Below are 22,037 nucleotides of genomic sequence, written 5' to 3'. Positions count from 1 at the left end.
CGGCGAGTGCGACGAGTGAGGAGAACCGGGGTTCGACGCGGGAAAACCCGCATGCGAACACGCGTATGGGTCTGGGACCATCGCGGCATGGTCCACCGACTCGAACCCCTGGTCATCCGGCATGCCCACCGCCTCCCCAACCCGACGGGACCCGCCGGGGAAGGCGCCGTCGCGGCACGGCAGTTCGACGCCGCGCTGATGTCCGTGGGCTTCAAGCTCTCGGCGGAGCTGCTGACCCGGCTGTCGGGGCTGTCCGAGGGCACGGTCGTCGACACCGCGGTGCGGACGCTGGGCACGGTCCGCGAGTTGGTCGGCGACCATGTGCGGCACAACGTGTACTTCGTCGACTTTCCGGCCAACGTGCCGGACACCTACGACTTCTGGATGCGCTGCATCTCCGAGGCGCTCGCCGAGGACGCGACGCGGGGGAGCGTGCTGGAGCAGTTGAGCGACGGCGTCGTCAATCTGCTCACCCTGCCGTCGTACGGCCGCTACCAGCACACGTACGCCGAGATGCTCGGCCACCACCAGGAGCTGATCGCGGCGGCGGGCGACCGGATGACGGTGCTGCACCTGGGCGGCGACGCTGACGCCGAAGTCACCGCGCTGTACCTGGCGTTGGCGGGCAGCGGCACCCCGCTCGGCGAGGATGCGCTGCGTGATCTGGAAGTGCTAGCCGAGGCGTGCGTCGGTGGGCCGCAGCCGGAGGCCATCCCGGTCCGGGAGAACCGTGCCGTGCTCAACCGGGCGCGTCTGCGGGCCGGTTCGGAGCTTCTGCTGGACACGGTCACCGATGTGCTGCGGCTGGCCTGCGCGCTGTCGGGCGGTGACGTGACGCTTCTGGAGCCGACCCGGTTCCGGGGGCTGTCCCGGCCGGTGCGCCGTGCTCTGCTGGCGGGCCTCGACTCGGTGGTCGCCGCCGCGCCCGCCAAGCTCGCGGACGTGCCCGCGTACCGCGAGGAGTTCAAGCGGCTGGGCGAACGGCTGCACCCGCACGAGTACCCGCAGTGGCCGCACGCCGCCGATGTGTTCGCGGTCGCCCGGGGTGAGAAGGAGGCGCGTTCCTTCGACAGCCTGGTCGAGGAACTGCTCGGCGCGCAGGACGTCACCGGCGCGGTGAAGCTGCTCAAGTCCGCGCCGGGCAGGCTGTTCCGCGCGCTGGACCGGCTGCTGCGCATGGCTCGTACGCAGGAGGAGCGCTTCGCGGTCGTGGCCGCCGCCGAGGAGGTTGCCCCGCAGGTCGCCGGACGGGTGCTGCTGTCGGTGCGTGAGCACCTCCACAACCGGGCTAAGGAAACCGGCGAGCGCCGCGTGTTCGTCAACCGTCTCGGCCGTGCCTGGGTCACCGAGGACACCCGTCAGGCGGTCCTGCCGTCCTTTCGGCTGCGCGGGACCACCATGCTCGACGCGGAGTTGCGGCGCCGTCTGCCGGCTCCGGGTCATCTGCTGATCGATCCCGCCGTACTCGACGTCGCGCTCCCGCTCAGCGGCAAGGCGGTCTCGTCCGGTCTCGGCGTGCTGCCGCGCGGCTCCTTGTCGACGATCGACGGCGAGCTGCTGCGCTTCTTCGTGTACTGGAAGCAGAAGAGCCGCGACACCGACTACGACCTGTCGGCGCTGATGCTGGACGACGCTTACCGGACCGTCTCCTGGCTTTCGTACACCAACCTCACCGACGTCGACGGCGAGCACTCCGGTGACATCACCGAAGCGCCCGACGGTGCCTCGGAGTTCATCAACCTGCGGCTGGGCGCCGTGCGGGGGACGTTCATCGTGCCGCAGGTCAACCTCTTCTCCGGGGAGGGCTTCGAGGAGGTCGAGGAGTCGTTCTTCGGGTTCATGCTGCGCGAGGGTGAGCAGCAGGGGCGTCCGTTCGAGGCGCGTACCGTGCGCATGAAGTCGGAGTTGCGCGGTCCCGGCCGGGTGGCGCTGCCGCTGGTGTTCTGGCGCGGGGAGGACGGGCAGTGGCGTGCCAAGTGGCTGCACCTGTATCTCAAGGGCAGCCCGGCGGCCAACCGGGTCGAGGGCAACCAGGTGTCGGTGGCGACGCTCCTGCGCGGCATCGTGGAGCGCGAGCAGCTGACGGTGCGCTATCTGACGGGCTTGATGGACGCCACGACGACGACCCTGTGGGACGGCGAGAAGGTCCCGGACGGCCCGGTCACCTTCATCGGTCTGCAGCGCCCGGACGGGCTGCACCCCGAGTCGCGGATCCTCACTCCCGAAAATCTGCGCGACCTGATCCCGGCCTGAGTGCTAGCGTTCGTCGTGGCGAGGCCATGAAGGGGCTTCCTTCTCAACCTCCTTGAATCTAGTCCCTTCGCTTTCCTCGCCACTCAAGCTTCTTCAGCAGGTTCAGCTGTCGTAGTCGACCGTCAGCGTCTCGGACACCGGATACGACTGACAGGTCAGCACATACCCCGCGTCCACCTCGGCCGCCTCCAGCGCGAAGTTGCGCCGCATGTCCGCCTTGCCGTCGGTGACCAGCGCCCGGCAGGTGCCGCAGACGCCGCCCTTGCAGGCGAACGGCAGGTCGGGGCGGGTGCGTTGGGCGCCGTCGAGGAGGGACCGCTCCCTCGACAGGGTGGCCGTGGTGGAACGGCCGTCGAGGGTGATGGTGACCTGGCTGACGGGTCCTTCCTGGCCGGCCTCCTCGTGACGAACCTCCCGCACGGGCTCGTCGTCGGCGTAGAACAGCTCCTGGTGCACCCGCTCCGCCGGAACCCCGAGCCCCTCCAACACCCCCTGTGCGTCCCGGACCATGCCGTGCGGTCCGCACAGCCACCAGTGGTCGGCGCTGCGTACGTCGACCAGCGCGTCGATGAGCATGGCGAGCCGGTCGGCGTCGATACGGCCGGACAGCACCTCGGCCTCGCGGGGCTCGCGGGACAGGACGTGGGCGAGCTGGAACCGGGTTGGATAGAGGTCCTTCAGGTCTGCCAGCTCGTCGGCGAACATCACCGTGTCGGTGCGGCGGTTGCCGTAGAAGAGGGTGACCGAGGAGCGGGGGTCGGCGGCCAGGACGGACTCGGCGATGGACATCATCGGCGTGATGCCGGAGCCCGCCGCGATCAGCACGTGATGGCCGGGCATTGTGAGGTCGGGGGTGAAGGCGCCGGTGGGGGCCATGACCTCGATGGTGTCGCCGGGGCGTACGTCGCCCACGAGCCAGGAGGAGAAGATGCCGCCGGGCACGACCCGTACGCCGATCCGCGGCCCCGACCCGACCGGCGAGCAGATCGAGTACGACCGCCGCTCGTCCCGGCCCTCGATCTCGCGCCGCACCGTCAGCGACTGGCCGGGCTCGAAGGCGAACTCGTCGGCCAGCTCCGCCGGGATGTCGAAGCCGACGGCGACCGCGTCCGAGCACAGCGGCTGGATGGTGGCGACGGTCAGGGTGTGGAAGGCCGGACGGCGGCGGGTGCGCGGGCGGGCCGCGGCGGCCGTCTGTGCTTCCCTCAGGCCTTCCATTCAGATCTCCTTGACGTACTCGAACGGCTCGCGGCAGGCGCGGCAGCGCCACAGTGCCTTGCAGGACGTGGCGGCGAAGCGGGAGGTCTCCTCGGTGTCCGCCGAGCCGCAGCGCGGGCAGGTCGCCGCGTGCCGGGTGGGGGACAGCACGAGCGGGACGGGGCCGCCGGCGCGCGGTGCGGGTCCGGGCGGGGCGATGCCGTGCTCGGCGAGCTTGCGGCGGCCGGCCGGGGTGATCCAGTCGCTGGTCCACGGCGGGTCGAGGACGGTACGGATCTCCACGCGTGCGTACCCCGCGTCACTCAGCCGCGCCGCGACGTCCGCCCGCATCTCCGCCATCGCCGGGCAGCCCGAGTAGGTCGGCGTCAGGCTCGCGACGACCGTGCCGTCCTCGGTCAGCTCGACGCCCCGCAGGACGCCCAGGTCGGCCAGGGTGAGCATGGGCAGCTCGGGGTCCGGCACCCGCGCGGTGATGTGCCGGGCGCGCCGGGCGTCGAGCAGGGTGGTCACCATGTCGCCTCCGGGTGGGCGCGGGCCACGCCCTGCAACTCGGCCAGCAGCGGGGCGAGATGCTCGGTGTGCTCGCCGTCGCGGCCGGAGCCCGGCAGCGGGCGGTACACCGGCATGGGCAGTCCGGCGGCGTGGGTGACCTGGCGCAGGACGGCGACGACCTCGTCCCGTACGTCGTACGCCGTGAACAACTCGCCTAGGAACGGGGCGACTTGCTCCTGGGCCCGGCGCATCCGCCGGTGCGACTCGTCCGTGCCGTCGCCCAGGCGAACCGCCCACTCGGCGGCGTACTGCCGGTGGTAGGCCAGCTCCTTCACGCCCTTCGCGGTGATGGCCGCGAGCACGGGGTCCGGGTGCGACGCCAGCCGCTCGAAGTGCGCGAGACGCCAGCTGGAGAGCACCAGCAGCCGCACGATCGAGAACGCGAAGTCCGCATTGGGCAGTTCGGCCAGGCGTACGTTGCGGAAGTCGCCGGCGTCGCGGAAGTAGGCGTAGGCGTCCTCGCCGCGGCCGGTGCCGTCGACCTGGCCCGCCCGGGAGTAGAGCAGGCGGGCCTGGCCGAGGAGGTCGAGGCCGATGTTGGCCAGCGCCACCTCCTCCTCCAGCTCGGGGGCGCGGGTGACCCACTCGCCCAGCCGCTGGGCCGAGACCAGGGCGTCGTCGGCCAAAGCCACGCATAGGGCGGCCAGTTCGCCGGAGTCGATGCCCTCGGGCACGGTGGTGTCGACGCCGTGCAGCGGGTCCTCGAAGCCGGTGCCGTAGGCCCAGCGGGTGTCGTCCTCGTGTCCCTCGGCGAGGGTCAGGTAGACGTGGTCGTCGCTCATGCCCTCTCCTTCAGATGTGCGGGACGTCGTCGGGGATGTCGTAGAACGTCGGGTGGCGGTAGACCTTGTCGGCGCTGGGCTCGAAGAACGGGTCCTTCTCGTCCCGGGTCGAGGCGGTGATGTGCTCGGACCGCACCACCCAGATGGACACGCCCTCGTTGCGCCGGGTGTACACGTCGCGCGCGTGAGTGAGCGCCATCCGGTCGTCGGCGGCGTGCAGCGAGCCCACGTGGACGTGGTTCAGCCCGCGCTTGCCGCGCACGAACACCTCGTACAGCGGCCAGCCCTGCTTGCCGGAGGACATTTCGGAGGTCATGCCACCGCTCCCTTCTCCGCGCGGGCCGCCTGCTTGGCCGCGTGGACGGTGGCCGCCTCGCGGACCCAGGCGCCCTCCTCATGGGCGCTCCTGCGCCGCTCCATCCGTTCGGCGTTACACGGCCCGGCGCCCTTGATGACCCGCATCAGCTCGTCCCAGTCGGGCGTGCCGAAGTCGTGGTGGCCGCGCTCGGGGTTCCAGCGCAGCTCGGGGTCGGGCAGCGTGACGCCGAGCTTGTCGGCCTGCGGCACGGTCATGTCGACGAAGCGCTGACGCAGCTCGTCGTTGCTGTGCCGCTTGATCTTCCAGGCCATCGACTGCGCGGAGTTGGGCGAGGCGTCGTCGGGCGGACCGAACATCATCAGGGACGGCCACCACCAGCGGTCCACCGCGTCCTGCACCATCTCCCGCTGGGCCTCGGTACCCCGCATCATCGTCATCAGCAGCTCGTAGCCCTGCCGCTGGTGGAACGACTCCTCCTTGCAGATCCGCACCATCGCGCGCGCGTACGGCCCGTACGAGCTGCGGCACAGCGGCACCTGGTTGCAGATCGCGGCGCCGTCCACGAACCAACCGATCACACCGACGTCGGCGAAGCTCAGGGTCGGGTAGTTGAAGATCGACGAGTACTTCTGGCGGCCCTCGATCAGCCGGTCGGTGAGGTCCGCGCGGTCGGCGCCCAGGGTCTCCGCAGCCGAGTACAGGTACAGCCCGTGCCCGGCCTCGTCCTGCACCTTCGCGAAGAGGATCGCCTTGCGGCGCAGGGACGGCGCCTTGGTGATCCACTCGCCCTCGGGCTGCATGCCGATGATCTCCGAGTGGGCGTGCTGCGCGATCTGGCGGACGAGCGTCTTGCGGTAGCCGTCCGGCATCCAGTCGCGCGGCTCGATGCGCTGGTCGCGCGAGATCGTCGCCTCGAAGTGCTCCTGCAGCTGCTCCGTCATCGATACCAGCTTCCCCAACCGACCATTCGTTCGGTATCCAGTGTGACGTGTTTCCGCCAGGCGAGCAAGACCCTTTCACCGCGCGAAAACGGCCCAGGACACCCCCGAGGGGTACCTGGGCCGCTTCAGCGAAGGTCCGTCACACGCTGGGCACCTTCAGCTTGTCCCAGCTGACCTTGCCGGGGATGCCGTCCGCGTCCTTGCCCTTGAAGCCGAGCTTCTGCTGCCAGGCGGCGTAGGAGCGACGGTCGGCCTCGGTCCACTCGGGGCTCGGGCCCTCCTCGTAGCGACCGCACCCCTCGGCGACCAGGCGGTGCCCCATGGCTGTGATGATCGGGGACTTCTGGCCGATGTGGAAGAAGCCGCTTCCCGGGAACGGCGCCAGCTTCGGCTTGGGCGCGGGCTTCGGGTCCGGAGTGGGATCCCCTCCCCCGCCGCCCTTCAGCCGCTGCGCGATGCGCCCCCGCATCCCGTCCATCGTGAAGCCGCGCGGGTCGGTCTTGCCCGGCTGCCACTCCTTGTGGCCGATGACCGAGCGCTCGCTCCAGCCGTGGTGGCGGCAGATCGCGGCCGAGACCTTCTCGATGGCCTCCTTCTGCGCCTCGGGCCAGGGATCCTTGCCGTCGCCGAGGTTGATGCACTCGAAGCCGTAGAAGCGGGCGTTGCCGTCGGTGTCGGCCTCGTTGTCGTGCGGCAGCTTGGACTCGTTGATCACGGCGCGCAGGACGTCGCTGTCGCCGAGGCCGGCGTGGTTGGCGCGGCCGTTGCCGACGAGGTGGATCTCGCCCTTCTTGTCGATCACGCCGTGGCAGAGCGGGCCCGGCAGGCCGGAGTAGCCGTTGTAGCAGATGTTGACCGAGGACTCGGTGCCCTTGGTGACGGTGTGGTGGATCATCACGCCGTTCACCGGGCCCCAGGCGCCCTTGCTGTTGCGGTTGTGCGTACGCCAGCTGCGGACCTCGTGGACCGTCAGGCCCTCCGCCCGCAGTATCTCCACCATCTTGGACGCGCTCAGGGGCTTGGCCATTACCGGTCTCCCTCCGCCGCCGCCTCCGCATCAGCCGTGGTCTGCGACCTCCCGCCCGACGGGTCCTCCGCCAACTGCTCCTCGCGGCGTGCCTGTTCCTCCGCCGCGAGCGTCGCCTCGTCCGCGGCCGGGATGCTGCTGGCCAGCGGGTTGAAGGCGAGGCGCAGGTCGACGGTGCCGCCCTCGCCCTTGACCAGGGCCAGCGGGGCAAAGCTGCGGACGATGCCGGAGGGGCCCTGGAGCAGCGGGCGGCGCGCCGCGTCCGTGGCCCACTCGACGCTGCCGGTGGCGGTGCGGGCGGGGATGATCCAGTGGTCGCCGGTGCGGTAGGCGGCGCCCTTGGCGAAGTACACCTCGACGCCGTCCTCCAGCGGCAGCCACTCCCCCTCCGCGACCGGCACGGCACCGCCCTTGAGGGCGGTCGTACGGCCCTTGCGCCTGGGTCCCTCGTGGTGGTCCCAGCGGCGCAGGAACGGGTGGAGGTGGGGCAGCCGGCCGACGGACTCGTCGGGCTCGGCGCTCAGGCGGACGCGGCGGCCCGGCAGGTCCAGCTCCTCGACCCGGAGCAGGGGCAGGGGCTCAAGGCGGGAGGCGTAGGCCGTGTCGACGAGCTCCACGTGGTCGCCGACGTCCAGGTCCAGCTTGTCGTCGTGGCCGAGGGACGCCAACTGCACCCAGGTGCCGTCGAGTTCGTCGACCGGGAAGACCACCGAGCCGTTCTCGCGGGACCACTTGAAGGTGGCGTCCTTGGCCTCGCCGCCCGCGTGCACCTCGACGCGGTACAGCTGGTTCTCCTGGCCGCGGTAGCGGGCGTCCGGCTTGACCAGGCAGGGGTCCTCGTCGGCGTGGTCGGGCCGCTCGCTGCGGGCGGCGAGGCGCGCGCTGGGCGTGGCCTGCTTCTGCGCCCACTTGTCGAAGGCGGCCCGCACGACCTCCTTGGACGGGTCGGTCTCCTCGATGTCCAGCGCGGCCAGCGACAGCGGCAGCACCTGCCAGACGACCTTCACACGGGCGGCGGTGTCCGGCATCGCGGCGCCGAGCGCGACCTCGCGCAGCGCCGGGTCCTCGGCGGCGGAGACGGCTCGCTCCCACACCTTCAGGTAGACCACGAACGGCGACGTGGCGGGCGAGGGCAGCCGGTCGCCGGGCTTCTCCGGGTCGCGGAACCCGTCGGGCTGGTCCCAGTAGGTCCAGTACGTGGGCGGGGCGGCGGTGTCCTGCTCCGCGGCGTCCTCGTCCGGGACGGGCACACCGGTCTCCGGGCGGGTCGCGTCCAGCAGGATGCCGTCGACGTAGTAGCGGCCGCCGCGGATGTGGAGCGTGTCGATGTCGTGCTTGCCGCCCACGTACTCGACCTTGAAGCCCGCCGCGCCTTGCGGGCCGCCGTACCGGCCGATCAGGTCGGCGGCGAGGGTGCGGGCCTGGTGGAGCTGGATCGCGGTCTGCTCGTTGATGTCCGCGTCGAGCTGGACGCGCCCCTGCTGGGCGATGACCGCCGAGTAGCGCCGCTGCGGGCGGAACGTGAGGCGGGAGAGGTCAGCGTGCATGAAGGGGGTCCCCCTGGTTCAGGAAAGTGCGGGTAGGGCTTACGGCGGCGGAGTGCGCGTCATGGCTCATGTCTCGCCTCACGTCACGAAGAAGATCCCGGCGTCCGTGCCCGCCGGGGTGTACTCCGCGAGCCGTGCCCTGAGGCCGTCCTCGCGCTGCGGCCGGTACAGGTCGTGGAAGGCGCCCATCTCGGCGCCGTCGTCCGAGCCGCGCCTGATCTCCTCGGCGCACCGGTCGGCCAGGAGCCCGTACCAGGGCGTCCCGTAGCGCTCGGAGGTGCACAACGGCCGTACGCGACCGGCCTGTTCGGGCCCGGCGAGGTCGGGCTGGCAGCGGTACCGGCGCGGGGTGCGCGAGCCGGGCGGCACATACGAGTACCGCAGGCAGCCGACGCCGCGCCGGGCCACGTGGAGCCTGCCGGTGAGGATCGAGTTCTCGGCGATCTTGACAGCGTGGGTGTGGATCTCGCCGATCACGGTGGTGCGGTGCAGATGCAGCACCGCGTGGGCGTGGCGGCAGTCCGGTGCGGACAGGGCCTCGCGGTCACTGCCCGTCGCGTCGAGGATGCTGTCGCGCAGGTGGATGTCGAGGGGCTCCTCGCTCACCTCGTCGCCGATGACCTCGATGGTGCCGAGGATGCTGTGCTCGATCTGGACGCACGCGGTGGTGCGCTCCAGGACGATGCTGGGCTCCTCAGGCGAGTGCGGATCGCACTCGGGCTCAAGGGACCAGCCGGGCACGAGCGTGGAGTGCCGTACGACGACCGCGCCCATGGGACCGGTGACGTTGATGCCGCGTCCGGCGACCAGCAGACCGTCGAGCACGATGCGCGGACGCTCGTGCGGGGCGCAGTCCTCGGACACCGCACGGATGTTGAGGGCGTCCGGTCGGTTGCTGTACCAGTCGAGCAGGCGTATCACCGGCCGAGTGCCCTCGGCGGCCCGGACTTCGAGGCGGTCGCCGGGGTCGAGGTCGAAGTCCAGCTGCTCCTGGTAGGTACCGCTGTGGGTGATCTCGATGATGCCGTCGGGACCGGTCCGGTCGGCGCGGCGGTCGTGCTGCCAGGCGCGGTAGGCGTCCATGATCTGGCGGTACGGCTGCCCGGGACCGACACGGTAGACCTCGGCGTCGGGACGCGGCTCGCGGTCGGGGCGGTCGTACTCGCCGCCGCCCATGTCCGCGGCGAACGCGTACTGGTAGTCCACCCACACGCCCTGCCGGGGCGCCGACCGCGACCCGAACGCGATCCGCCCGAGTTCGGGATCGACGGCGACCTGGCCGCGCTTGGGCCGGTAGCGCCACTCCGACAGGTCGGCGACCACGATGTCGGAGGGCGGTACGGGCTGGTCCTCGCCGTCGCGCCGGATGACGAGGCTCTTGCCGGGACCGTAGTAGTCGGTGAGCCGGTCGTGGAGCTGACGCCGCGTGATGAACGCCGGGACGTTGTCGATGGTCGCGATGTGCGTGGGCGACGGCTCCGGGAAGGGCTTGGTGACCAGCGGGGTGTCGTTGCCCAGGATCGAGAAGGTGTAGAGGTTGCGGGCGCGGTCGATGCAGTACGCCGGGGACTGGGTGAGCGAGTGCGCCTTCAGCCGCCAGACGAAGAGCGCGACCCCGGCCGGGCTCCAACCACCTTGCTGACGGCTGGAGTTGGCCCTGCGCACGTCGACCGTGCGGGCCGTGGCGCCGAACGGACCGCCCGCCAGGTCGAGGGCGGAGTTGTCGCGCAGGTCGACGAGCCGGCCGCGGGTGCCACGGTGGACGCCGGTGTCGCCGTACAGCTTCACGGGCTGGGTGTGGGCGACCTGCCGGGACAGCTCGACGGCTCGGGCGGGCCAGCCCGCGACCTGCTCGGAGAGCTCCTCCAGGAGGTGGAGGGTGCCCTTGCGGCGGCGGTTGGCGACGGTGGCGGCCACGTCGGCGCGCGGGGCGACGGCCTCGGCGAGGGCGGCGCGGCCACCCTCGTGCAGGCCGGTCGTCAGGACCCGCTCGTAGCCGGGCAGGGTGCGGTAGCCGACCAGGTCGCCGAGGTACGGCAGCACCCAGGGCGCCGCCGTCTCCACGAACAGGTCGTCGTAGCCCTGCTGGACGCCGTCGCGGACCCGGTCGAGCTGCTCGGCGATCACCGCGAGCAGCGCGCGCAGCGGCTCGCCCTCCTCGGCGTCGCGCAGCAGATGCCAGCGCGGCAGCAGTTCGGCGAGCCCGTCGGGTTCCCTGGACGTCGTCGCCGGGGTCGCGGTCTCCAACTGGACGTCCGGGGACATCACTTGACCTCCGTCAGAATCAGGGTGTCCGCCGCCCTCGGCGACAGCATCGCGAGCTGGGCCGGGCGGATACCGCGGAAGACGAACACCGAACGGCCCTTCGCCAGGCGCCGGGTGTCGGTGATGTCGGGGTTCAGGCGCAGGAGTTCGGCGAGCGGGACGCCGTACCTGGCGCAGATCTCCGACAGTGTCTCGCCGTTCGCGGCGCGGACCGTGTGGACCTTCTCGTCGTACGTCGCCGGGTGGGCCGGGACGGACGACTTGGGCGGGCCGGGGTTCGTGAGGATCCCGGTGAGTTCGTCGGGGGTGGCGGACGCGGGGACGCCGGTGAAGACGTCCACGTCCACGTAGTCCACGCCGGGCACGGTGTGGGCCGTGGCCAGGACGTCCGAGAGACGAGCGGGTCGCCCCAACTCCCTTCCCTCGTAGCCGAGTCGGCGGAGCAGGGCCTGACGCAGTCGCGGCTCGACGATCTCCCACGCATGGTCGGGAGCGACCTTCACCTTGGCGGCGATCAGCAGCAACACCAGCTCGCGCACGTCCACCCGGACGGTGAGGTTGAGGTCCCCGTACTCGGTCAACGCGCCCCGCAGAGCCCTCAGCGTGTCCGAGTCGCCGTCGATCGGCACGTCGTCCGTACCCGCGACCGTCACGTGCAGCACACGCCGCCGCCCGTCGAAGAGTTCGCGTGCGGCGGCCCGGCCGATGCCGGCCCGGGAGCGGGCGAAGTCCTCGTAGTCGGACGCGGAGACCAGGCGGTCCAGCGCGGAGACGGCGAGCGGGATCGTACGGCGGGTCAGGCCGGGGCCGTCCGCGTCCGCGCCGCCCTTCGCCGGGCGCGGGTTGGTCACCTGGGTGACGCCGAGCGGGCGGGTGAGGGGCTGGGTGACGCGGTCGGCGGCGACGTTGGCGGCCTTGCCGGTGCCGAAGCGGTAGCGGGCGCGGATGTTCTCGTGACCGCTCGGCAGTCGGGCGCCGTTGACTCCGTCGCCGAACGTCACCGTCGTACGGCCGTCGGCGGTGGAGCCGGTGATGTAGACCCGCTCGACCGGGCCGCGTCCGGCGAGGCTGTCGACCTCGTGCCACAGGACGCCGTCGACCCGGATCTCCAGCACCGGGGTGGCGCCGAGGGGGTTGTCGTCGGCGAGCCAGGTGAGCGGGGACTGCCAGAGCGCGAACGTCTGGTTCACCCGGTCCGAGTCACCGCTGCCGATGGCCTCCTCACGGCTCTCGCCGTGGGTGGCCTCGACCACGTTGCCGAGGATGCTGACCGTCTCGCGCCGGTAGCGGTGGGCCAGGTCGGCGGTCAGGGTCAGCCGGGTGTGGACGTGGTCGCCGGGCAGTTGCGGATCGACTGCCGGGTCGGCGGCGGCGATCGTGACCACCTCGGTGGCCTGGACGCCCACCGTGCCCGGGATGTCGCTGCGCTCACCGCTGACGACGAGGGTGCGGCCGGCCCGCAACCCGTCGTACAGCTGGGCGAGTTCGATCTCGTTGCCGTGGACGTCCTCGCCGAGCGGTTCGTCCGCGAGGCGGAGCGGCTCGCCCGCCGCGTGCACCGTGGTGTCGCGGATGTGCGACAGCAGGACGTCGAACTCGTCCAACCACGCGTCGGCGAGGGTGAGTTCGGTGCCCCGTCCGGTGATGCCGTAGTTCGTGTACGCCGCCGTACGCGCCGCTACGACCTGGGTGGTGACGAACGCGAGCTTGGCGTCGCCGGGGATACCGTCCTGGGCGCCCTTGGCGGGACGCTGGATCGCGACCCAGCTGCCGACGGTGATGCCGGTGTGGACCGTGTCCAGCTGCAGGATGCGGCGGTTGAGCGGCTCGGGCTTGCTGGCGATGACGACCTCGACGTTGGGCTCGGTGGAGCCCACCGTGTACTTGAGGCTGACCTCGTACTCGCCGTGCGTGAACTGCTCGCTCGCGTTCGGCCGCAGCGCTATCTGCTCGGACGTGCCGTTGTGGACGCCGACGTGGATCAGGCCCTCGTCGTCGGGCCGGGACACGAAGAGCGTGCGCTCGGGCAGGCCCGAGTGGAGGCGGGCCGTGACACCGGGGTCCTGGGAGTCGGTGGGACGGCGGTTCAGCCAGCTGAGGTCGCGGTCCTGGCCGGAGCGTACGGACAGCTCGACCTGGCCCGTGCCGAGCGGAAAGTTGACCGGCTGGGTGACGGGCAGGTTCTCGGCGCGCTGGTCGGAGCTGCTGCCCTCGACGTACTGGAACTCGGCCCGGATGGGCGTGCGGCCCGCCGTGTCGTACACGACCCGCATGGTCGCCAGCACGGCGCCGGTGAGCGGCCAGTCGGCGGTGCGGATGACGCGGCCGCGGTCGTCCTGGACCGGCTTGAGCGGGGCCGTGGCGCCGAAGGGGGCGGTCGTGACCCGCATGGCGAGCAGTTCGCGCAGGAGCTGCGGGGTGCCGGGGGCGGCGGCCCTGCGCCAGGCCGGGTAGAGGGTACCGAGCCCGGGGTTCAGGGCGGACAGCAGGCGGGCGGTGTCGCTGCCCGGGCGCCGGGAGCCGGTTCCGCCCTGAGCTGCGGGGGTCGCCGCACGCAGGGCGGGCAGGACGGCGCTCAGGGTGTGGAGGGCGGCGGCGCGCGGGTCGGCGGCGGTCTTGGCGGACTGCAGCACCGGCTCGGCCGGGGCGTTCTGCGCGGGCGCCAACTCCAGTGCACGTTCGGCGAGTTCGGCGAGCACCGCCTCCAGCTGCTCGAACCACGCCGCCACGTCCTCGTACGGCTCGGCCAGCACCTGTGCCTCGCCGAGCCGTGCGACGGGCTCCGCGAGCCGGGCCGCGAGCCGCTCGGGGGTCTTGATGCCGTCCAGGTCGTCCCGCAGCGGCGCGAGGACCTGGTCCTCGAAGTCCTCGATCAGCCGGCTGACCGGCCGCGGGTTGGGGACCTCGGGCGCGGGCGGCTCGTCGCCGGGCTCGCCCGGGGCCGCGGGGGCCGCGGGGGCCGCGGTCCAGCGCCGTACCTCCTCGACGAGTTCCTTGAGGGTCGGCGGGGCCGACTTCGGCAGGGAGATCGCGGTGATCTCGTCCTCCCGGTCGACGCGCGCCTTGGCGACGGGCAGCAACTTGCGCTCGCCGCCCGCCTGTTCACCGAAGACGAAGAGCAACTGCTCGCCGGTCTGCAGTGAGTTGGCCGTGCCCTCGACGAAGATCTCCGAGCGGCGCTCCAGGTCCTCAGGCGTGATGAGGGAGGGGCGCCGGCGACGTACCTTCAGCTCGTTCCAGTCCCAGCGGGCCGTCAGGTCACGGCTGGTCTCGAAGGTCAGGGACTGCTCGTCGGCCGACGCGGGCACGCTGTGGCTGCGGGCACCGCGCGGGATCAGCACGGGCAGCGCCTCGGCGCGCGGGTCGCGTTCCAGCGTGTACGCCAGGTGCGTGGCGGCGGCGACGCCGGGGCGCGGGCGGTGGCCGACGAGACGGCCGAGCAGGACCAGGGAGCGGTGCTCGTTGGCCGTACGGATGTAGGCCTCGTCGGCGATGCGCTCGGAGTGGAAGGTGAGCAGGTCACCCAGGACGGCGGTGGCGTCGAGCAGGCCGATCGCCGGGTCGTCCGGGGTGCGGACGGTGAGGCCGCCCAGTGCCGGGTACGCCGGCGAGGCGAGCCGGTCGAGGAGGGCGGCCCGGAAGGAGCCGTACTCGCCGACGCGGTAGTCGAGGGCCGTGCGGCCGGGCGGGTTGTGCACGGGGGCCGGGGCGAGGCGCTCGTCGTGGCCGCCGCGGCAGGCGCCGCCGCAGCTGCAGTCGTCGGTGATCGTGCCCTCGGTGGTCGGGAACTCGGTCGTCGGGAACTCGGTCATCGGGCACCTCCCAGGGAAATCGCCAGCCGGCCGTTCTCCGGCCGGTCCGGGTCGTTGTCGCAGGTGGCGATCTCCAGCGGGCCGAGCCGCAGCACGCCGTCCTCCCTCTCTCCTCGGTCCGGCTCGAACAGCCTCTGCAGCCGGGTGACTTGGACGCTCTCCACGCCGGGGACCGCCGCCGCGACGGCGACCAGCCGGCTGAGCCGTACCGGTTCGCCGAAGGTCAGCGCGTCCGGGTGGAAGAAGCCCCGCACGCCACTGCCGAGCACGCGGTACAGCTCGGCCAGGATCTGCCCGTGCTGGTGGCCCGGCTTGGCGCACACGGTCAGCGCGATGTCCAACGGGACGAGCCGCGCGCCGCCCACGACGAGGTCGTGGCCGATGCGCCGGTACGGCTCCAGCGCCTGGGCGACCGATGCCAGCAGCTCGGCCGACGGGGCGCCGGTGCCGTACGCGTCGACCGCGACGTGCGCCTCCTGGACGCTGCCGGTCCAGCGCAGCTCCGCCGCCGCGCGCTGCACGCCGGGCAGGGCGGAGGCGAGGGCCGCGTAGTCCTCGGCGGTGACCGCGCGCAGCCGGGTGCGGCGCAGGTCGAGCGGGGCCAACTGGCGTACTTGGTCCACGGGTTCGGGCTCGATGCCGCCGGTGGCGGGCAGCGGGTTGCGGACCACGGCGGCGGGCGGCTGCTCGCAGTCGGACTGGACGACCAGGTGGTTGATGGCCTCCGCGCCGACGTTGCCCGCCGTCCCTCCGCCGAGCCGGTAGTGCAGGGCGAGCCGGGATCCGGGCTTCGGCCGCGCGCCGTGCCGCCCGTCGCCGAAGCGCAAGGACAGTCGGCCGTCGTCCTCCAGTTCGCCGACGAAGTGCCGGTCGCGGGGGCCGCTGTCGAGCAGGTCGCGGCGCGGTTCCCAGATCTCGTCCTCGCCGGTGTGCGCGCGTACGGCGGGCAAAGCGCGACGCGGATCCTGATCGAGGGCGGCGGTCGCGGAGCCACGCAGCGCCAGCTCGTCGGGGTGCAGTCCGGCCGCGTACGACGGGCCCCAACTGTGGGCGATCTCCCAGGCGATGTGCCCGTCCAGGACGGTGCCCGCGCGGGCACGCGCCGTGAGGACCTCGATCCGGCGCAGCTTGGCGTCGAGCAACTGGTCACTGCGGTGCAGGAGTTCACGCAGCGCACGGACGGGATGGCGGCGCAGCTCGATCCGCTCCAGGATCCTCAGCCCGTAGATCACCGCGAGTTCGGCGATCTCGGCATCGGCGAGGCCGTCCCGGTCGCGGGCGCTGCGCCACAGCTCGACGAGCCGCTGCCGCACCCGTCCCGGAATCGCGGCGATCCGCCCGGCCTGCCCGGCGGCGACGGTGCCGAGGTCCGGGAACGGCGCCGCCTGCACCACGGGCGCGCGGCCGAGGACCGGCCGGAAGCGGGGCTGGATGCCCGGGTAGACGGACTGGGCGAGCAGCGTGCGCAGGCCGGCGGCCTGGGCGTATGCCGTGCCGGGCACGACGCGCTCATGGCGCTGACCGGCGCGCTCCAACCCGATTCCGGCCCTCGCGGTCGCCCCTTCGCCGACCACCTGGAACAGCTCGCGGACGTCGTCGGGGGTGAGCGCCTCACCCGACTCCGCCTTGTCCGTGAGGGAGTTGATGAGCCGGGCCGGGGCGTTGCCCTCTTCCCGGTCGTAGCAGCCGAAGGCGGGCGGGTCGCAGGGTGCGATCTCGGCGGGCACCTGCGGGACGGTGAACGTCTCGGGCAGCCCGTGCAACGTACGGCCGTGGTCGACGAGGACGACGTTGCCGCGGGCGAGGCTCACGTCCTCGACGGGCAGACAGTCCCGGCCGCCGCGGGTGGTGAGGCAGAGCGGGAAACGCAGGGCGTCCCCGGCGGCCCAGGTGACCTCAAGGACCGGCTGGTCCTCGATGCGGTCCACGGCCGGGGTGACGGAGGTCAGGCGGACGGCCTGGCGATGGCTCGGGTCGGCATCGCCGGGGGTGCCGGTGCGCGGGCCCTTGACCTCCTCCAGGATCAGCAGGTCGCCGGGCCGTAGGTCGAGTTGCCGTTCCCGGCAGGTCTCAGGGTCGACCCATACGTCACGCAGGGTGGCGGAGGTGGCGCCCTTGGGCAGGGTGCGGACCTCGCCGCCCCACGTCCACAGGCGGATCGCGTTGTGCGCGACGCGCAGCTCCAGCGGGTCGGCGGTGACGACGGGTTCGAAGACCTCCACCGAGCCGCGCTCGTCCAGGTCGCCGAGGTCGGCCTCGTCGACGACCGTGCCGGGCTCCGGACGGTCGTGCGGGTCGAGGGTACGGACGTCGACGGAGGCGAAGCGGAAGGTGCCCGGGGCCAGCGTGCGGTCGCCTGCGGTCTCGACGGCCACGTACGCGCGGGCGGTGCACCCATCATGCATCGCGTAGTCGATGAGCCGGACGTGCCGCCGTACGGAGACCCTGCGGCGCGCGGTGTCGAGGTAGGCCTCGGTGGCGACCGCGTCCTGCTGGTAGCTGATCTGGTCGCCCGTGTAGGCGAGCAGCTCGACCAGGGTCATGCCGAGGTCGGCGGGGTTGCGCTCGACCCAGTCGGGGGTGGTGAGCGCGAGCCGGTCGAGGAGCAGCTTGCGGATGGTGTCGTAGTCGCGGGCCGTGTAGTCGATGACGGGCGCGGCCGGAAAGTCCGTGCCGTTCTGCTCATCTTCCTTGCAGTCGAAGGGAGTTGGGCAGTCGGGCCGGAAGACGAAGGTCGCGCTGTGGTAGCGCTGGTCGAAGCCGCGGTACGGCTCCGTCCCGGGCCGTCCGTACGGGTCGGTCTCGACCAGGGACAGCCGGTAGCGGGAGGAGTCGCCGGCCTTGTCGAGGGTGACGTAGAGGCGGTCGTCGAGCTCGGGGTCCTCCTCGCGCTCCACGCTGACGTCGACGGCGGTGATGCCGGTGATGCGACGGCCGCCGTCGATGCGGACGTTCTCGGGGACGAGGCCGTGCGGGGCCTTGCCGAGGAAGGTGACGGTGAGCAGCAGTCCGTCGTCGCCGACCTCGACGGAGTCGACTCCGCCCAGCTGGGCGGCGCGGACCTTGGCCCGGCGGGAGGTGGTGGTCGTACCGGTCATGCCGTGGCCCTCCCTTCGAACACGTCGTCGCGCCGGGCGCCGTCGGCGCGTATGACGTACGACAGATACACACGGACGACGTTGTCCTCGCTGACCACGTCGAGGGCCTCCACGTCGATGAGATCGCCGAGCCAGCGCTGGAGCGAGGCCTGGACGGAGAGTTCGAGGGTGCTGATGAGTTCCGGGCTGGTCGGCGCGAAGACCAGGTCGAGGAGCCCGCAGCCGAAGTCGGGACGCATCACGCGTTCACCGGGGCTGGTGAACAGCAGCTGCTCGATGAGGTCGTGGACGTGCTCGCCGCGGGTGGCGTGCGCGGTGCGGCCCCGGCGGTCGGGGTGGAAGGGGAACGCGATGTCGCTGCGCGGGCGCTGGCTGGTTCGGCGGCTCATCGGACGGTGACCTTTCGCTGCGCGGCCTGGACGACGGGCGGCCCCTGCGGCACGAAGGCGGCGGTGAAGCACTCGGCCGCGGCGGTGTCGAGCAGTACGGCCGCGCCGTCGACGGTGATGCCGGTGCCGCCGGCGGTCCAGCGGACCGTCACGCAGGGCGTGGGCACGCCGTTCACGGTGTGCGGGCAGCCGGTGACGACGTAACTGTGGGCGGCCGTGGCGACGGCGGCACCCGCGATGCGCACGCCGCCGGACGGTGAGCTGGCGGCGGTGACACGGCCGCCGTGCGGGCAGCCGATCACGGCGCTGGCGTCGAGCAGACTCCCGGATGTCCCGGACACGTTCTTCCTTCCCCCGGTTCTTATCGCTTGGACGCGATGGTCAACTGGCCCTCGTTCACGTCCACTTGGTTTCCGCGCAGAATGACCTCCGCGCCGAGGCCATTGGAGATCACGATGGTTTCCTTGGTGATGCGGATGTACGCCCCGCCCTGGGCCTGCAGCAGAATCCCCTGATCGGGGCCCGGCGGGTCGCTCATCACGATCTTGTGCGCCTCGGGTGTCTGCACCACGACGGGCTTGGCCTGCGACGCGGGCTGCACGAGACGGCGGGCATCGGGCGGCAGCTCGCCCTGGTCCCCGTACCAGCATCCCGTCCACACCGGAAAGCTGGGATCGCCCTGCTCGAACTCGACCCACACACCGGCCCCCGGCGAAGGCACCACGAACTGGCCCGCCTGCGGCCCGGTGAACGGCAGACAGGGCAGCGCCCACGTCGACGGCTCGTCACCCAGGACGTCGGGTACCTCGACGGTGATCCGGCCGATGTGCAGCGGATCGTTGTTGTCCACGACTCGGCCGCGGAACTTGCCGAGGTAGCGATTGCTGGGTGCCGCCATGTGAACTGCTCCTGGTCGTGACTGGTCGTGATGGTCGGTTCGGGGTGGATCAGGGGTGGATCAGGGCCTGACGTAGGCGCTGCGCGCTTCGAGCCCCTCTCGCGACAGCGTGAAGTTCTGCTGGAAGGACCCCGGCCGCAGGATGTGCGTGACGGACTTGACGAAGTAGTCGCCGTCGTACGTACGGCCCGAGCCGCGCACACCCACCAACTGGCGCGGCTGCAGGATGTAGCCGTGCCGGTTCACGTCGAGGGAGCCCGAACCGGAGACGACGTCGGCGGACACGGCCGCGCGCGCGAGGAGCTCGGCCTCGGCCTGTTCGCGCTGGTGCTTGGCGGTGCCGGCGAGGGTCCTGCGCTTGAGGGCCGGGGTGGGGCGTTTGCCGAGCGGCGGGCGCAAGGGGCTGATCGGCGGCTGGGGCAGGAGGGTGGACTGCCGGGTGCCGGGGTCCTGCCAGCGGGCCTGCGGCTCCTCGCGGGCCGTTCCGTCGTAGGCGAACGTGAGCTGGTCGACGGTGGAGTTGGCGTCCATGTTGACGTTGAGGGCGTGCTGGCGGATGCCGAGGCGCACTTCGGGGCCCCAACGGGCCGAGGACTGGCCGGGGTTGGGGCCCGGCTCCAGGTAGAACGTGTAGCCGTTCGCGCGGGCGAGCTCGTTGATGTACCCCAGATCGGTGCTCGTCTGGTAGTGGACGCGGAGGTCCTGGTGCGGCGGCTGGCTCACCTTCTCCGTGTAGACGTCGGGCCGGATGCCGTAGTCGGAATAGCGGCCCAGGATGGCGAGGACGCGCTGGGACGGAGGGAGGTTGGGGTAGCGGTCGGTGCGCTCCTCCAGGTCCATCAGGAGGCTCAGGTCCTCGCCCGTGACGGTGAGCGTGGAGTGCCCCGGCTGGTTGCTGGCCCCGACCTCCTGGCGCACGACGAGCCCGTCGAAGAGCACCTCGGGGGTGCCGCGGACGGTGACGGTCACGATGAGCCGCGTCTTCGGGTCGAAGAATCCCTCGGGCAGGAGGGTGCGGCTGATCAGCCCGTTCTTGGTGAGGTCGAAGGCGAGCTGGAAGCCGGAGCGCTCGCCCGCGGTGGCGGTGATCTGGGCTGAGAGGAGTGCCTCAGCGACCTCCGCGGGCACGGGCTTGGCCAGCTTCGGCCCCATGTGCAGGGTGATGTGAACGGGGCCGCGCCCCACGGGCAGTTCAGCCACGCCGCACTCCCTGCCGGAAGTGCCCGACGAGCGGCACCTCGACCTCGCGACCGGGCTCGTCGGTGAGTTCCCGCGGATCCAGTACCGGGTTGGCGTCGGCGATCTGCCACCACTGGCCGGGGTCGCCGAAGTAACGCTGCCCGAGCAGGTCGGGCCGCTCACCGGTACGGACGATATGCGTCTGCGTGTCGTCGCCCGCCTCCTCGATGGGAGGCAGCAACCGTCGCTTGGCGTACCGGACCTCGGTACCGTCCGGCAGCCGGTGCACGCCGATCTCGGCATCGTGGTACCGGCTCGTCCGGGGGTATGGATGGGCCCCCGGTATCGCGTCCAGCGCGTTCTCGTACGGCTCGATGTCAGCCATGGCGTTCGCTCCTCAGCCCCTTCCCACCCCGATGCCACTGGAGCCGAGCCCCAGCGACCCGATCCCCGCGGTGCGCGCGGCGGCGGCGAGGCGCTCCTTCTGCGCGAGATGCGCGTAGTACAACTCGGCACCCGGGTGCCCCATCGGCAGATCGCTCACGGTGAGCACCTTGAGCCCGATGCTGAGCGAGGCCCGGATCGGGTTGAGGTTGACGTCGAACGCGGACTCATTGATGGACAGTTCGGTGAGCCGCACAGGCATGACCCGCTTGCTCCCCCAGGTGAAGAGAGTGAGCGGCATCTCGATCGGAGAGATCTCGATGGTCCCCTTCTGCGACTGCCGGCTGGCTTCGCGGAGTTGAGAGGACGTCGGCTGCACGAGCATTTCGAGCACGGCCAGTTGGGGGTGGATGCCGTCGGGTGCGGCGATCTCGAACTGGTCGGTGGCGTCGATCTCGGCGGTGAACTTCCAGGTCTCCTGGGCGGGGCCCTTGAGGCGGAGTGCCTCGTTTCTGTCCCCGCTGCCGCTGCCTCCTCCGCCGGAGTCTCCGCTGCCTCCTGCGGACTGGGGCGAGAGGCTGCGTTCCAGGGTGTCCGGGTTGAACTGGAGCACGATGATGCGTTGGGGGGTGCCTAGTTCGGGGTCGACGAGGACTATTCCGGAGCGGATGGGTTTGGGGATGTCGGCGTAGCGGGTCACAGGCGGGCCTCCAGACGGTCCCTCAAAGCGTCATAGTCGTGCTCTGGGAACAACTGGGGCAGGTAGTTCAACATCTCCTTCAGGTCATTCACCGTGGAGCGGAACTCGTCACTGCGCAGGTCATTTTCAACGAACAGGTGCTGCCACCCCGGAACTCCTTTGGTGGTCAGTAAAGCATCGAGATATGCAGTGAAGCCGATGTCGAGTTTCTCCATCCTGGGTTGCGAGATGTCGTAGAGCCAGATCTCAGGAGGGGCTGCAGAATCCGGAATGCGCAAGCCAGTCATGCGCCCGTTTCCCGGCGTCTCCTCGAATATCTTGAGTTCGCCCATAATTTCCCGCTGCTCCGCAGTGAGCCGGGAATCCTCGAACGTCAAATTCTCTGAAGCCAGGCATGAGTGGAGGCTTTTGACGGCAAATTCTCCGGCTAGTCCATAATCGTCCCGGAACCACCCGATGTGGATTCGCTCGGACTCCATGAGGTAGTTGCCGGCGATTCCCGAGGGGATGTTTTCGTTGATCCCTTCCAACTCCTGTACGGATTCCACGTAGTCAACGGGTGCTCTTGGTGAGATTTTCTCTCGAAGCGTTACCGTGATTCCGTCCGCGTCTTCCATGGAATCCAGGAAGGAATCCAATGCCGATTCGAATTCGAATGTCACGGCGGTCCACT

The 22,037-nt window shown here is 71.2% G+C and carries 18 protein-coding genes; 1 reads left to right on the top strand and 17 read right to left on the bottom strand.

Annotation, left to right across the window (positions count from 1 at the left end):
- Positions 1 to 87 precede the first annotated feature (87 nt).
- Entirely contained in the window at positions 88 to 2,253 is a 2,166-nt protein-coding gene (locus ACIA8X_RS14650; protein WP_399458387.1) for a TerD family protein, read from the top strand.
- A 102-nt stretch (positions 2,254 to 2,355) separates the two neighbouring features.
- Here the strand turns inward: ACIA8X_RS14650 and paaE are convergent, their stop codons facing one another.
- From paaE to ACIA8X_RS14565, 17 genes are all read right to left on the bottom strand, one after another.
- Positions 2,356 to 3,471, bottom strand: a complete 1,116-nt coding sequence (paaE, locus tag ACIA8X_RS14645) for a 1,2-phenylacetyl-CoA epoxidase subunit PaaE (protein WP_393445883.1) — start codon at positions 3,469 to 3,471, stop codon at positions 2,356 to 2,358.
- Positions 3,472 to 3,984: a 1,2-phenylacetyl-CoA epoxidase subunit PaaD gene (gene paaD, locus ACIA8X_RS14640; protein ID WP_399458386.1), complete on the bottom strand. Its 513-nt coding sequence runs from the start codon at positions 3,982 to 3,984 to the stop codon at positions 3,472 to 3,474.
- Positions 3,978 to 4,805, bottom strand: coding sequence for a 1,2-phenylacetyl-CoA epoxidase subunit PaaC (gene paaC, locus ACIA8X_RS14635; RefSeq protein ID WP_393445887.1), 828 nt, complete (start codon positions 4,803 to 4,805; stop codon positions 3,978 to 3,980). The genes paaD and paaC overlap by 7 nt, the downstream gene beginning before the upstream one ends.
- Positions 4,806 to 4,815: 10 nt before the next feature.
- A complete protein-coding gene (gene paaB / locus ACIA8X_RS14630; protein ID WP_393446415.1) occupies positions 4,816 to 5,109 on the bottom strand; it encodes a 1,2-phenylacetyl-CoA epoxidase subunit PaaB in 294 nt (97 codons plus the stop codon).
- Between the two features lie 8 nt (positions 5,110 to 5,117).
- Complete coding sequence (paaA, locus tag ACIA8X_RS14625) at positions 5,118 to 6,065, bottom strand: 1,2-phenylacetyl-CoA epoxidase subunit PaaA (protein WP_393445889.1); 948 nt, start codon at positions 6,063 to 6,065, stop codon at positions 5,118 to 5,120.
- Between the two features lie 139 nt (positions 6,066 to 6,204).
- On the bottom strand, positions 6,205 to 7,092 hold the full coding sequence (locus ACIA8X_RS14620; protein WP_393445891.1) for a peptidoglycan-binding protein: 888 nt from the start codon (positions 7,090 to 7,092) through the stop codon (positions 6,205 to 6,207).
- Complete coding sequence (locus ACIA8X_RS14615) at positions 7,092 to 8,639, bottom strand: DUF6519 domain-containing protein (protein ID WP_393445893.1); 1,548 nt, start codon at positions 8,637 to 8,639, stop codon at positions 7,092 to 7,094. The genes ACIA8X_RS14620 and ACIA8X_RS14615 overlap by 1 nt, the downstream gene beginning before the upstream one ends.
- A gap of 78 nt (positions 8,640 to 8,717) precedes the next feature.
- Positions 8,718 to 10,904, bottom strand: a complete 2,187-nt coding sequence (locus tag ACIA8X_RS14610; protein ID WP_393445894.1) for a hypothetical protein — start codon at positions 10,902 to 10,904, stop codon at positions 8,718 to 8,720.
- Entirely contained in the window at positions 10,904 to 14,716 is a 3,813-nt protein-coding gene (locus tag ACIA8X_RS14605) for a putative baseplate assembly protein (RefSeq protein ID WP_399458385.1), read from the bottom strand. The genes ACIA8X_RS14610 and ACIA8X_RS14605 overlap by 1 nt, the downstream gene beginning before the upstream one ends.
- On the bottom strand, positions 14,713 to 17,814 hold the full coding sequence (locus tag ACIA8X_RS14600; protein WP_399458384.1) for a putative baseplate assembly protein: 3,102 nt from the start codon (positions 17,812 to 17,814) through the stop codon (positions 14,713 to 14,715). Before ACIA8X_RS14600 ends, ACIA8X_RS14605 begins: the two co-directional genes overlap by 4 nt.
- Positions 17,811 to 18,203, bottom strand: coding sequence for a GPW/gp25 family protein (locus ACIA8X_RS14595; RefSeq protein ID WP_393445899.1), 393 nt, complete (start codon positions 18,201 to 18,203; stop codon positions 17,811 to 17,813). The genes ACIA8X_RS14600 and ACIA8X_RS14595 overlap by 4 nt, the downstream gene beginning before the upstream one ends.
- A complete protein-coding gene (locus ACIA8X_RS14590) occupies positions 18,200 to 18,544 on the bottom strand; it encodes a hypothetical protein (RefSeq protein WP_393445901.1) in 345 nt (114 codons plus the stop codon). Before ACIA8X_RS14590 ends, ACIA8X_RS14595 begins: the two co-directional genes overlap by 4 nt.
- Before the next feature lie 20 nt (positions 18,545 to 18,564).
- On the bottom strand, positions 18,565 to 19,101 hold the full coding sequence (locus ACIA8X_RS14585; RefSeq protein WP_393445903.1) for a phage baseplate assembly protein V: 537 nt from the start codon (positions 19,099 to 19,101) through the stop codon (positions 18,565 to 18,567).
- A 60-nt stretch (positions 19,102 to 19,161) separates the two neighbouring features.
- Positions 19,162 to 20,301 (bottom strand): hypothetical protein, encoded by a 1,140-nt coding sequence (locus ACIA8X_RS14580; RefSeq protein WP_399458383.1) that lies wholly within the window; start codon positions 20,299 to 20,301, stop codon positions 19,162 to 19,164.
- A complete protein-coding gene (locus tag ACIA8X_RS14575) occupies positions 20,294 to 20,665 on the bottom strand; it encodes a hypothetical protein (protein WP_393445906.1) in 372 nt (123 codons plus the stop codon). The genes ACIA8X_RS14580 and ACIA8X_RS14575 overlap by 8 nt, the downstream gene beginning before the upstream one ends.
- Positions 20,666 to 20,677: 12 nt before the next feature.
- A complete protein-coding gene (locus ACIA8X_RS14570; RefSeq protein ID WP_393445908.1) occupies positions 20,678 to 21,364 on the bottom strand; it encodes a hypothetical protein in 687 nt (228 codons plus the stop codon).
- Positions 21,361 to 22,026 (bottom strand): hypothetical protein, encoded by a 666-nt coding sequence (locus ACIA8X_RS14565; protein WP_393445910.1) that lies wholly within the window; start codon positions 22,024 to 22,026, stop codon positions 21,361 to 21,363. The genes ACIA8X_RS14570 and ACIA8X_RS14565 overlap by 4 nt, the downstream gene beginning before the upstream one ends.
- Positions 22,027 to 22,037: the final 11 nt, after the last annotated feature.

Origin of the sequence: Streptomyces sp. NPDC051738 (assembly GCF_044453205.1) — a bacterium.
Taxonomy (GTDB): Bacteria; Actinomycetota; Actinomycetes; order Streptomycetales; family Streptomycetaceae; genus Streptomyces.
Note: the sequence above shows the minus strand (reverse complement) of the source record. Positions and strands in the feature narration are given on the sequence as shown.

Coding starts and splice junctions, on each gene's coding strand:
- ACIA8X_RS14585 (WP_393445903.1), bottom strand. CDS start 19,101: ATGGCGGCACCCAGCAATCGCTACCTCGGCAAGTTCCGCGGCCGAGTC.
- paaC (WP_393445887.1), bottom strand. CDS start 4,805: ATGAGCGACGACCACGTCTACCTGACCCTCGCCGAGGGACACGAGGAC.
- paaD (WP_399458386.1), bottom strand. CDS start 3,984: ATGGTGACCACCCTGCTCGACGCCCGGCGCGCCCGGCACATCACCGCG.
- paaE (WP_393445883.1), bottom strand. CDS start 3,471: ATGGAAGGCCTGAGGGAAGCACAGACGGCCGCCGCGGCCCGCCCGCGC.
- ACIA8X_RS14620 (WP_393445891.1), bottom strand. CDS start 7,092: ATGGCCAAGCCCCTGAGCGCGTCCAAGATGGTGGAGATACTGCGGGCG.
- ACIA8X_RS14615 (WP_393445893.1), bottom strand. CDS start 8,639: ATGCACGCTGACCTCTCCCGCCTCACGTTCCGCCCGCAGCGGCGCTAC.
- ACIA8X_RS14595 (WP_393445899.1), bottom strand. CDS start 18,203: ATGAGCCGCCGAACCAGCCAGCGCCCGCGCAGCGACATCGCGTTCCCC.
- ACIA8X_RS14575 (WP_393445906.1), bottom strand. CDS start 20,665: ATGGCTGACATCGAGCCGTACGAGAACGCGCTGGACGCGATACCGGGG.
- ACIA8X_RS14600 (WP_399458384.1), bottom strand. CDS start 17,814: ATGACCGGTACGACCACCACCTCCCGCCGGGCCAAGGTCCGCGCCGCC.
- ACIA8X_RS14610 (WP_393445894.1), bottom strand. CDS start 10,904: ATGTCCCCGGACGTCCAGTTGGAGACCGCGACCCCGGCGACGACGTCC.
- paaB (WP_393446415.1), bottom strand. CDS start 5,109: ATGTCCTCCGGCAAGCAGGGCTGGCCGCTGTACGAGGTGTTCGTGCGC.
- ACIA8X_RS14605 (WP_399458385.1), bottom strand. CDS start 14,716: ATGACCGAGTTCCCGACGACCGAGTTCCCGACCACCGAGGGCACGATC.
- paaA (WP_393445889.1), bottom strand. CDS start 6,065: ATGACGGAGCAGCTGCAGGAGCACTTCGAGGCGACGATCTCGCGCGAC.
- ACIA8X_RS14650 (WP_399458387.1), top strand. CDS start 88: ATGGTCCACCGACTCGAACCCCTGGTCATCCGGCATGCCCACCGCCTC.